Origin of the sequence: Sandaracinus amylolyticus, from assembly GCF_000737325.1 — a bacterium.
GTDB lineage: Bacteria > Myxococcota_A > Polyangia > Polyangiales > Sandaracinaceae > Sandaracinus > Sandaracinus amylolyticus.
In genome coordinates, this window is sequence record NZ_CP011125.1 from 2,130,302 (window position 1) to 2,141,315 (window position 11,014).

10 protein-coding genes are annotated in these 11,014 nt (G+C 71.8%); 4 read left to right on the top strand and 6 right to left on the bottom strand.

Going from position 1 to position 11,014, the window contains the following annotated elements; genetic code table 11:
* Positions 1-45 precede the first annotated feature (45 nt).
* From DB32_RS08955 to DB32_RS08975, 5 genes are read right to left on the bottom strand one after another with little or no spacing between them, the layout of a single operon-like run.
* Positions 46-1,413: a C-type lectin domain-containing protein gene (locus DB32_RS08955; RefSeq protein ID WP_157068875.1), complete on the bottom strand. Its 1,368-nt coding sequence runs from the start codon at positions 1,411-1,413 to the stop codon at positions 46-48.
* Complete coding sequence (locus DB32_RS08960) at positions 1,395-2,363, bottom strand: tetratricopeptide repeat protein (protein WP_053232000.1); 969 nt, start codon at positions 2,361-2,363, stop codon at positions 1,395-1,397. The genes DB32_RS08955 and DB32_RS08960 overlap by 19 nt, the downstream gene beginning before the upstream one ends.
* Before the next feature lie 42 nt (positions 2,364-2,405).
* Entirely contained in the window at positions 2,406-3,941 is a 1,536-nt protein-coding gene (locus tag DB32_RS08965) for a serine/threonine-protein kinase (protein WP_053232001.1), read from the bottom strand.
* A 13-nt stretch (positions 3,942-3,954) separates the two neighbouring features.
* On the bottom strand, positions 3,955-4,647 hold the full coding sequence (locus DB32_RS08970) for a DUF1415 family protein (protein WP_053232002.1): 693 nt from the start codon (positions 4,645-4,647) through the stop codon (positions 3,955-3,957).
* Positions 4,644-4,871: a hypothetical protein gene (locus DB32_RS08975; RefSeq protein WP_053232003.1), complete on the bottom strand. Its 228-nt coding sequence runs from the start codon at positions 4,869-4,871 to the stop codon at positions 4,644-4,646. The genes DB32_RS08970 and DB32_RS08975 overlap by 4 nt, the downstream gene beginning before the upstream one ends.
* A 71-nt stretch (positions 4,872-4,942) precedes the next feature.
* On the opposite strand from DB32_RS08975, the gene DB32_RS08980 reads away from it, so the two are divergent.
* Both DB32_RS08980 and DB32_RS08985 read left to right on the top strand, forming a co-directional pair.
* Positions 4,943-5,962: a synaptic vesicle VAT-1 family membrane protein gene (locus DB32_RS08980; RefSeq protein ID WP_053232004.1), complete on the top strand. Its 1,020-nt coding sequence runs from the start codon at positions 4,943-4,945 to the stop codon at positions 5,960-5,962.
* Between the two features lie 371 nt (positions 5,963-6,333).
* Entirely contained in the window at positions 6,334-6,873 is a 540-nt protein-coding gene (locus tag DB32_RS08985; RefSeq protein ID WP_157068876.1) for a hypothetical protein, read from the top strand.
* A gap of 58 nt (positions 6,874-6,931) precedes the next feature.
* On the opposite strand, the gene DB32_RS08990 is transcribed toward DB32_RS08985, so the two are convergent.
* Entirely contained in the window at positions 6,932-8,011 is a 1,080-nt protein-coding gene (locus DB32_RS08990) for a hypothetical protein (RefSeq protein WP_053232006.1), read from the bottom strand.
* A gap of 195 nt (positions 8,012-8,206) precedes the next feature.
* Between DB32_RS08990 and DB32_RS08995 the strand changes: the two genes are divergently transcribed.
* Positions 8,207-9,625 carry an oligosaccharide flippase family protein gene (locus DB32_RS08995; RefSeq protein WP_053232007.1) on the top strand — a complete coding sequence of 473 codons (1,419 nt, stop codon included), beginning with the start codon at positions 8,207-8,209 and terminating at the stop codon, positions 9,623-9,625.
* 276 nt (positions 9,626-9,901) lie between these two features.
* Positions 9,902-10,987 carry a glycosyltransferase family 4 protein gene (locus DB32_RS09000; RefSeq protein WP_053232008.1) on the top strand — a complete coding sequence of 362 codons (1,086 nt, stop codon included), beginning with the start codon at positions 9,902-9,904 and terminating at the stop codon, positions 10,985-10,987.
* Positions 10,988-11,014: the final 27 nt, after the last annotated feature.

Genomic DNA, 11,014 nt, shown 5'->3' on the forward strand with positions numbered 1-11,014 from the left:
CACGCGCTCGCGTCGTGTGTCACGCGCACACGAGCCGCGGATCCCTCACCACGAGATCGCGCGCTCGCTCTCGCACACGAAGGGCAGCGCGGTGTCGCACGTGCGATCGTCGATCGTCCCGTCGGCGCCGAGCGCGGCGCAGTTCGCGGCGCCGACCGCGAGCGCATCGGTGTTCGAGGGCTCACCGATCGCCCACGGCGCATGGAGCCACGGCTCGTCGTCGACCCACGCGAACGCGCACCCTTCGGCCGGCGCGACGGAGAGGTTGCACTCCGGCACGTCCTCGCGCGCGTCGAAGCCTCCGGTCCACTGCACCGCGCCCGCCTGCAGATAGATCGCGACGGCGGCCTCGTCGGCCGAGGCGAGCGTCACGAGGTGCGCGCCGCGCGCTTCGCAGTCGGCGCGCGCGTCGTCCCACGAGAGCGGCGTGCGGATCGCGACGTAGCAGTGCTGTCCGTCGGGGCTCGGCGCGCCGCCCTCGCACTCGATGGTCCGCGGCGCGCACGCACCGTCGCGACAGATCGGCGCGCGCCACACGGTCGCCGAGGGAACCGGCGACCACTGCGCGCCCTGCGTGACGAAGAACAGCTCGCGGGTGCGCACGTCGACGTGAGGGAAGATGCCGAGCACGCCGAGCAGCACCGGCGCGGCGAACGTGCCGCTCGCGAGGCGATCCGCGCTCGCGAGCGCGCCGTTCATCGACACGAAGAGCGTGCGGCCGTCGTCGGAGAGCGAGGGCGTGAGCTGGTTCGTCGTGCCGTCGCTGACGAGCGCGAGCTCCGCGGGACCGAAGGGCTCGCCGCGCGCGCTGCGCACGGCGCGCTGCACGACGAAGAGCCCGCTCGCGTCGCCGGTGACGAAGAAGAGCTCGCGACCGTCGCGCGAGATCGACGGATGATGATGCGGCGGCGCGACCGTGAGCGTGATCGGCTCGAGCGGACCGAACGCGTCGTCGCGCGAGGCGCGCCTCGCGCGCGCGAGCGCGGCGGTCGGCGTCGAGACGATCACCTCGAGCTCGTCGCTGCCGAGCGTCGCCGCGACCACCGGCACGTCGGTCCATCGCGCGACGAGCACCGGCGCGCCGAAGCGCGAGTCGCGGCTGCGCCGATGCGCGACGACGATCTCGCCGGTGTCGGACCTCACGAGGTAGAGGCGCAGCTTGTCGGGGCTGAGCCACGGCGAGAGCAACGGCGAGGCCGTGCGGTGCACCTCGGAGAGCGGGATCGGCGTGCCCACGGCCAGCGCACAGCCCTCGTCGATCGCGCCGTCGAGATCGTCGTCGAAGCCGGTCGCGCCCGCGCCCTGCGCGGTGCAGTGCTCGATCAGCGCGACCGAGCCGTCACGGCGATCCGCGTCGCGCGGCGTGGTGCACGCGAGCATCGCGAGCGCGAAGATCAGAGACGACCGGCGCACGTGATCGTGATCTCCGAAGTCGAGAACGAGGGCGCGCACAGCGCGGCGACGGGCGGCGCTTCGGACGACACTGCAGGCGCGAGCAGCCACAGGATCACCGCCGTGCCTGCGAGGACGCCCGCCGTGGTCCACGTCGCGATCGCGGCGCCGGTGCTCACGTCGATGTCCGCGCGCAGCTCGGGGCAAGCGTCGCGGCGCGTGCCCCACGTCGTCGGCGCGCACGACTCGCCGTGATACCGCGCGACCTGATCCTCGCGCACGACCGTCGCCGCGATCGCGCCGCCGAGCACGACGGCCGCGGCGCTCGTCGTCACGATCGCCGCGAGCCGGTGAGGCTCCCCGAGATCGAGCCCGGGGGACGAGCGCGGGCCCAGCGCGACGCGACGTGTCTCGCGACCACCGGCCGCGAGCACCACGTCGAAGGTCTCGCTCCCCACGCCGTCCGCGCTCACCTCGACGCGGTGCGTGCCCGACGCGACGTCGAGCACGATCGGGCTCTCGCCGGTCACGTCGAAGCCGTCGACGCGCACGTGCGCGTCGGGCGGATCGATCTCCAGCACCAGCGTCCCGCCGCGCTCCGCGAGCGCGCGTCGCATCGACTCGATCCACGCGCGCGCCTGAGTGCGCGGCACCTCGTCGAACGACGCATCGGCGATCTCGAGGAAGCGCTCGAGCGCGGCGATCGCCTCTTCGTCGCGCCGCAGCTCGCGCAGCGCGACCCCGAGGTTGAAGAGCGTGCTCGGTCGCTCGACGAGCGCGAGCGAGCGCTGGAAGCGATCGACCGCGGACTCGTAGTCGCCGCGATCCGAGAGCGCGACGCCCTCCTCGAAGAGCGCGCGCGCTTCCGAGGCCTCGACCGGCTGCGCGCTCGCGCGACCGATCGCGAGCGCCGACGCGATCACCAACGTCGCCGTCGCGAGGACGTGCAGCGCGACGCCTCTGGGCCTCACGAGAGCGACCCTATCCGGCACGCTCTCGCGTGGTCAATCGAATCACCACTGCCGCACGAGCGGATCGCGCACGCGCGGCGCGCTCGGCCGTGCGGGCCTGCGCGTCGTCGGCGACGTCGCGCGCGGGCGGCGCGAGGGCTCGGGAAGCACCGCGAGCTCGACCGTGATCACCCGATCGACGTCGCCGCGCACCTCGAGCGCGCGCGGCTCGTGACCGTCCGCGCGGAGCTCGACGACGTGCAACGCTCCGTCGCGGGGCAGCGTGATCACGCGGCCTTCGATCGCCGCGCCGTCGACGAGCACGATCGCGTCCTCGGGCGTGACGTCGAGCCGCACGTCGACCGTCGTCGGCGTGGGCACCGGTGGCGGTGGGGGCGGCGCGCGCAGCGGCTCGGGCGGCGCGGGCGGAAGCGTCGCGACCACCATCTCGGGCTCCGGCGCGCGCGCGAGGTACACGATCACCGCGAGCAGCGCGCACGACGCGAGCACGCCCGCGACGATCCACGACGTGGCCGCGGACGAGATGCGCACGCCCTTCGACGGATGCTCGACCACCGTCGGCTCGACGCGGATCGGCACCGCGCTCGGCGGAGGCGCGCTCACGCGCGTGCGACCGCCCGCGATCTCGCGCAGCGACATCGCGAGCTCCGCCGCGCTCTTCGGACGCTCCTCGGGGCGCTTGCGCAGCAGGCGATCGACGAGCTCGTCGAGCACTTCGGGGATGTCGAGATCCGGACGACGGTCGCGCATGCGCGGCGGGCGCATCTCGAGGTGCCGGCTCATCACGAGCACCGGCTCGCGGTCGTCGAACGGCGTCTTGCCCGTGATCGTCTCGAAGAGGATCACGCCGAGCGAGTAGAGATCCGCGGCCGGGCTGATCGGACCGCGACGGCACGCCTCCGGGCTCATGTAGAGCGGCGTGCCGACGACGAGATCGGTGCTCGTGAGGTGCGCTTCGCTCGGGCCGAGATCACCGCTCGTGATCCGAGCGATGCCGAAGTCGAGCACCTTCACGTGACCGGCGCCGGTGTCGTCGGCGACGAGGAAGATGTTGTCGGGCTTGAGGTCGCGATGGACCACGCCGGCGGCGTGCGCGACCTGCAGCGCGCGCGCGATCTGCAGCGCGATCGCGACCGACTCGTGCACCGAGAGCGCGCCGACGCGGAGGATGCGCTGCGCGAGGCTCTCGCCCGAGAGCAGCTCCATCGCGAGGTAGAGCAGCCCGTGCTCGCCGTGGCCGAAGTCGTGGATCGTGACGACGTGCGGGCTCGTGATGCGCGACGCCGCGAGCGCCTCGCGCTCGAAGCGCAGTCGCGCCTCGGTCGCGCCCTCGGGCGCGTGGATGACCTTGAGCGCGACCTCGCGACGCACCGCGATCTGCTCGGCGCGGTACACGTGGCCCATGCCGCCCTGGCCGATCAGCGCGTGCACGCGATAGCGCTCGGCGACGACGGTCCCCGGCGCGAGCGAGGGCGACCCGACGAGCGGGCGCGTGCTCGCGTGACGGCGCAGACCGCTCCGTCCGCGATCCTCCTCGGCGCGGTCTCCCGGTGACTCGATGCCGGGACGGGTCGTCATCCAGGCTGTGATGTTACACGCCCGGCGGTTCGCCCGTCGACCGCGGAGGCTCGCCGAGCGCGGCGTACGCCGCGTCGCGGTCGCGCAGGATGTCGTCCATCGACGCGCGCACGCGCTCGATCGTGAGCCGCTGCACCGTCGCGTGGTTCGCCTCCGCGATGCGCTCGTGGATCGGACGCGGCGCGGGCGAGCGCAAGAGCTCCTCGAAGCTCATCCGCGACGGATCGAAGAACGCGGTCCCCGACGGCGTCGCGCGTCGCACGCGATCGAGCACTGCGTGGCGCACCAGCTGGATCGTCGGATCGGGAGTGCGCCGCACGAACGGTACGAGGCGCTCGGGCGCGCGCACGTCCGCGTCGGCGTCGGGGTGGAACCCCTCCATCGCCATCACGAGCCCGCCGGGCGCGGCCTGGTGTGCGCTGCGCAGTCGCTCGACGAAGCGCGCGAGGTCGAGCCGCGTGCACCGCACGCGCGGCCAGATCATCAGCGCGACCTCGACGTGCGTGTCCGCGGCGAGCGGCGCGACCTCGGCGAGCGCGCGCTCCAGATCGAGCTCGCGCGCGAGCACCACGACCTCGCGGGTGCGTCCTTCTTCGCGACAGCGCGCGGCGTACGGACAGAAGTCGAGCGTCTCGACGATCTCGACGGCATAGCGTCGATAGACGCGCAGACACTCGCGCACCAGCGCGTCGTCGTTCGCGCTCACTTCGTCCTCAGCGTTCCGAGGCGCTGCAGTGTGCGCTGGAGCTCGTCGACCGAGATGTCGACGTGCTCGACCACGCGCCCGTAGAGCATCGCCGTGGGCACGTCTCGGCCGCCGCGCTCCTTCTGCAGCTCGGCGATCTGCCAGAGCACGACGCGCTCGATGCGGGTGAGCCCGTCGCGCGCATCGGGCGTGCGATCGAGCTGCTTGTCGCGATGATTTCGCATCGGTGCGGCCTCGATGAAGAAGGATGAACCCGTCTTGCGGTGCAGTCAGCATCGCAGTAGTCCCGGCCTCCATGCGAGCGGTGTGGATCCGGAAGCACGGGGGCCCGGAGGTCCTCGAGGTGCGCGAGACGCCCGACCCCGAGCCGCAGGCCGGCGAGGTGCGCGTCCGCGCGAAAGCGGTGGGGCTCAACTTCGCGGAGGTCACGGCGCGACAGGGGCTCTATCCAGACGCGCCGAAGCCACCCTGCGTGGTCGGCTACGAAGGGGCGGGCGTCGTCGACGCGCTCGGGCCGGGCGTGACGTCGCTGCGCGTGGGTCAACGCGTGGTCTTCATGAAGCGCTTCGGCGCGCACGCCGACGTCGTGTGCGTGCCCGAGATCCAGGCCGTGCCGATGCCGGAGTCGATGAGCTTCGAAGAGGGCGCGGCGATCCCGGTCAACTACCTGACCGCCTATCACATGCTCTTCCGCATCTCGCGGGTGCGCAGCGGGGACTCGGTGCTCGTGCACATGGTCGCCGGCGGAGTCGGCACTGCGGCGATGCAGCTCTGTCGCACCGTCGACGGACTGACCACCTTCGGCACGTGCTCGGCGAGCAAGCACGACTACGCGCGGAGCCACGGGTGCCAGCATCCGATCGACTACCGCACCAAGGACTACGTCGAGGAAGTGCGACGGATCCAGGGCGGGCGCGGCGTCGACTACGTGTTCGATCCGCTCGGCGGGCCCGACTGGAAGAAGGGCTATTCGCTGCTGAACGAGTCGGGGATGATGGTGTGCTTCGGGATGGCCAACGTGCAGGTCCCGGGCAAGCGTCGATTGCTGCACGCGCTCGGGCAGGTGCTGCAGATCCCGAAGTTCGATCCGATGAAGATGATGGGCGACAACAAGGGCGTCGCCGGGCTCAACGTCGGGCACCTCTGGCATCGCCTCGACATGCTCCGCCCCGAGATGGACGAGCTGGTGCGGCTCTACGAGCGCGGCATCGTGAAGCCGCACCTCGACTCGGTGCATCCGTTCGAGAAGGCCGCCGACGCCTTCGCGCGCATCGAGCACGGCAAGAACGTCGGCAAGGTGATCATGGTCCCGTGAGGCTCGGGACGCGGCGATCGTCCGGCGCGCGGCGTCGGACGCGCCGCGACTGTCGCGCTCGATAGCGTCGCTCGCGAGACCCGATCCGCAGTCGGACTGACACTCTTCGAGGCAGTCGTGGAGTCGGTTGCGGAGAGCGCGGCGCGCTCTCGGTGAGCGCACTCCGCGCGCGCATCGACGGCGACGGTCGACCCCACCTCGCGCGAAGGAGCGCGTCGAGCGCCGCTTCGCAGTGCGCGAAACGCATACGTTCCTCGGCGCTCCTGCGATCGCACGCCGGCGATGCGCCAGGTGGAGCGTGCGCTGCTCCGACCCGTGATCGACCTCGGTACACGCGTTGCTGAAGGCCGCGGCCCGGGAGGACGATGACGATGCGGATTTCCTTTGGACGATTCACCACCACGCTCGCGGTCAGTGCCTTTGCAGTCCTCGCGGGCTGTCAGAGCGCACCGAGCGATCTCGAGACGACCTCGGACGAGCTGCGCGTTCGCGGCTGCATCCGGCCGTTCATCGCGTGCGTGCGCGGCGCGAGCTCGTCCGAAGAGGTCGATCTCTGCCGCGATCAGCTGCGCTCGTGCATCGAGTCGCAGCTCCGTCCGGACGACCGCGAGGACGACGCGGGCGTCGGCGAGCCGCCGCCTCCGGACGACGGAGACGCGGGCGAGCCGAGCGATCCCGGCGACCCCGCGGATCCCGGCGATCCGACCGATCCCGGTGATCCCGCGCCGGGCGGCGAAGTGACCGCGTGCATCACGTCGCTCACCGTCGACGATCTCACTCGCTCCGTGAGCTGCCGGACCAACGCGACCGGCACCAGCTGCAACTGCTTCGACGGCCGCGACGCGACCCGCTGCACGCAGGAGACCGCGGACTGCTCGTTCGAGACGAGCTGCTGCGCCGGCGAGCTCTGATCGACGTCACGCGGAACGAACGATCCCGGCGACTCGTCGCCGGGATCGTTCGTTCGTCTCAGCGCTCCGCGACGTAGGGACGGAACGGATGACGCTCGTTGTGCTCGACGATCCAACCCTCGCGCACGCGCGGGTACGGATAGAACGTGTCCCACCGATCGGTGTAGACGACGTTGTCGCGCAGCACGAGCCGGCGGATCGCGCCCTCGTCGATCTCCAACATGCTCGGCTCCTCGAGGTGGAGCGTGTTGCGCTCGAGCACGACGGTGCCCACGGCGTCGCCCGGCTGATTGCCGATCATGATCCCGGTGCGCAGCAGCACGTTGCGCGCGGCGTACGCGAGATCCGAGCGACCGTGCACGCGATAGTCGTGCTTGCGCCCGTTCGAGAGCACGTTGTCGACGACCACGCTGCGCACGACGTCGTGGATGCGCAGCGTCGCCTCCGGGCCCGCCGAGCGGAACGTGTTGCCGGCGACGATCAGATCCGCCCCGTCGAGCGGGCCGGTGTCTCCCGCCCAGAGCGAGTAGCGCTCGGCGCGCACGTCGCTGTCGACGATGGCCACGCGACGCCCGCGGATCACGAACGCGCTGTCGCTCGCCTCGGCGCGCACGTGATCGACGAGGACGTCGCTGATCATCAGCGCCTCGTCGTACGTCGGCTCGGGGTCCCACCGCGCCGGCGGTGAGAGCTCGATGCCGTCGATCGTCCCGCCCGACAGGTGCACGCGCTGCGTGCCCGGCACGACCGTGATGCGACCGAGCCGCGCGCCGTCGTCCATCAGGATCTCGACGTCGCTCGCGTGCACCACGATCGCGTCCGGGATCGATCCGTGGACGCGCACGCACGTGCCCGGCGCGTCGACGGCGCGCTGGAGCGACGCCGCGTCGTGTGCGCCGACGGTGCGCGTGATGCGCGGCGGCTCGGGCCATCGCAGCGCGGCGAGCTCGCTCGGCAGCGGTCCGAGCTCGCGGCGCGCCGGTGCGGGTGTGTCGGCGTGCACCGGCGGCGGTGCGTGGTCGCGCGGCGTCACGCGCTCTTCACGGACGGCGACCGGCGCACGCGGCCGCGGCGATGGATCGCGATGACTGCAGGCCGCGATCGCGATCGCGGCGATCCCCACGACGATTCCGCGCATCGCGCGGGCACATGAGCACGACGCGTCGCGCGACACGGGCTCGCGTGCAGGGAACGCGTGCTCATGTACGTAGCCACGTGCGGCCGCGCCTTCCGCGCGCACGCGTCGCGCGTCCGAATGAACGAACCTGCTCCGAACGAAACGCCGTCGTCCGAGGGATCCGATCTCGGGCAACGTGCCCGCCGCGGTGCGATCTTGTCGGTGCTCGGGTACGGCGGCGGGCGCTTGCTCGCGCTGATCTCGAACCCGCTGATCTCCTACTTCATCGTGCCCGCGGTCCGCGGCTTGATGGAGCTGGTCAATCCACTCGTCATCGGCTTCGAGCTGCTGAGCGATCTCGGGCTCGGCCCGGCGATCGTGCAGAACAAGCGCGGCGCCGACGCCGACTTCACCGACGTCGCGTGGACGATCCAGGTGATCCGCGGGCTCACGCTCTGGGTCGCGGTCTGCATCGGCGCCGTGCCCTACGCGATGGCGATGGGGCACGAAGAGCTCGTGTACGTGCTCCCCGTGGCCGGCCTCGCCGCGGTCGCGACCGGCTTCACCTCGACGAAGGTCTACACCGCGAGCCGCGAGCTCGTGCTCGGTCGCCTCACCGCGATCGAGCTCGGCTCGCAGGTCGCGGGGTTCGTCGTGAAGGTCGTGTGGGCGTGGCTCAGCCCGACGGTGTGGTCGCTCGTGATGGGCGGCCTCGCGATCCAGTTCGCGAAGATGATCCTCAGCCACGTCGCGCTGCCCGGTCGTGTGAACCGCCTGCGCTGGGATCCGCTCGTCGCGAAGGAGCTCGTGCGCTTCGGGCGCTGGGTGTTCCTCAGCACGCTCCTCACGTTCCTCACGGGCTACGCGGATCGCTGGATCTTCGGCGCGATGATCCCGCTCGCGGTGCTCGGTCTCTACGGCAACGCGGTCGTGCTCGCGTCGCTCCCGATGGAAGCGCTCTCGCACGTCTCGCGTCAGGTCGTGTTCCCGCTCTACGCGCGCGTGGTCCACGCGGGCGACGATCTGCGTCCGGTGTTCCGCCGCGCGCGCCTGCCGATCCAGATCCTCGGCGGCTGGGCGCTCTGCGGGCTCATCGCGGGCGGTCCCACTGCGATGCGCCTCCTCTGGGAGGAGTCGTGGTGGGGCTCCGGATGGATGATCCAGATCCTCGCGGCGTCGTCGTGGTTCCTCGTGTGCGAAGCGACGAACGGCGCGGCGATGCTCGCGCGCGGAGAGCCGCAGTGGGTCGCCGCGGGCTCGTTCGCGAAGCTCCTCGCGATGATCGTGCTGATCCCCGTGGGCTACGCGATCGCGGGGTTCCCCGGCGCGCTCGTCGCGTTCGCGGGCACGGAGCTCTTCCGCTACGCGATCTCGCTCTGGGGCGTGTCGCGCGTCGGGCTCGACGCGAAGGGGCTCGACGCGCTGCTCACGCTCGTCGTCGGCGTCGTCGGCGTGGTCGTGTGGCAGGTCGCGGAGCGCCTGCGCGAGTGGGGCATCCCGGTGGGCATCGAGGCCGCGGTCGTGGCGATCCTCGTCACGCTCTGCTGGGCGCCGGTCGCGTGGAAGCCGATGTCGCGCATGTTGCGCTCGCGCCGCGGCGAGGCCGCGAGCACCACGCTCGCGCCTGCCGAGTGAGACGCGAGCGCGACGACTGGCGCGCTCCGCGACACCACGTACGGCGTCCCTCCGAGGCAACCTGCGCCCATCGAGGCGCGGCTGACGCGTCGCGCGAGCGCGCGCTGTGGCGCGCTGGATCGCGCGGATTTCATGCGGAGATCCGGCACGCGTCGTGATCCTGTCGCGGGCGCGAGCCCGAGCGTCGTCCCTCCACACGCGCTCGAGCCGTGGCTCCTCGTCCCTCCCTCCTGATTCGTCCCGCGCGCACGCCGCGCGGGCGCGAGGCACACATCCATGCGCATCACGTTCGTCGTCGCGGCGGCCGATCTGTCGGGCGGCTGCCGAGTCATCGCGATCCACGCGCGCCGGCTGCGCGAGCGCGGCCACGAGGTCCGCGTCGTCGCTCCGGCGCCGCGCCGCCCGACGATGCGCGAGTACGCGCGCGCGATCGTGAAGCGCCATCCATGGCCGCGCCGTCCGAGCACGCAGTCGCACTTCGACGTGCAGGGCGTGCCGCTGACGCGGCTCCGCGAGCACCGTCCGATCACCGAGCACGATCTCCCCGACGCCGACGTCATCGTCGCGACGTGGTGGGAGACCGCGAAGTGGATCCGCGATCTCCCGCGGCGCAAAGGCGCGAAGGCCTATTTCGTCCAGGGGTGGGAGCGCTTCATCGAAGGTCAGCCGGGCGACGACGTCGATGCCACGCTCTCGCTGCCGTACCACAAGATCGTCATCTCGCGCTTCCTCGGGGACGTGGTGCGGCGCGTCTCGGGCGACGAGGACGTCACGCTCGCGCGCAACGCGATCGACGGATCGCAATTCGACGCGCCGCCGCGCGGCAGGCAGTCGCGCCCCACGCTCGGGTTCGTCTACTCGCCCTCGCACTGGAAGGGCTTCGACGTCACGCGCGAGGCGATCGCGCGCGTGCGTCGTGAGGTGCCGGAGCTCGCCGTGATCGGGTTCGGCGCAGAGCACGAGCTGCCGAGCCAGCCGCTGCCGCCCGAGTCGACGTTCGAGCTGCGCCCGCCGCAGTCGCGCATCCCCGAGCTCTACGCGAGCGCCGACGTGTGGATGTCGTCGAGCCGCATCGAGGGCTTCGGCCTTCCCGCGCTCGAGGCGATGGCGTGTCGCACGCCGCTCGTCGCCACGCGCTACGGAGGGACGCCCGATCTCGTGACGCCCGGCGAGAGTGGCTATCTCGTCGACGTCGACGACGCCGAGACGCTCGCGATGCGCGCGCTCGACGTGCTCTCGATGCGAGAGCGCGAGTGGTCTCGCATGAGCGAGGCGGCACACCGCGCTGCGCACTCTCATACGTGGGCCGATGCGTCGTGCGCGTTCGAGTCCGGGCTGCGCCGCGCGATCGAGAAGGCGTGAATCGAATCTGGCACCTCGCGTGCTGAC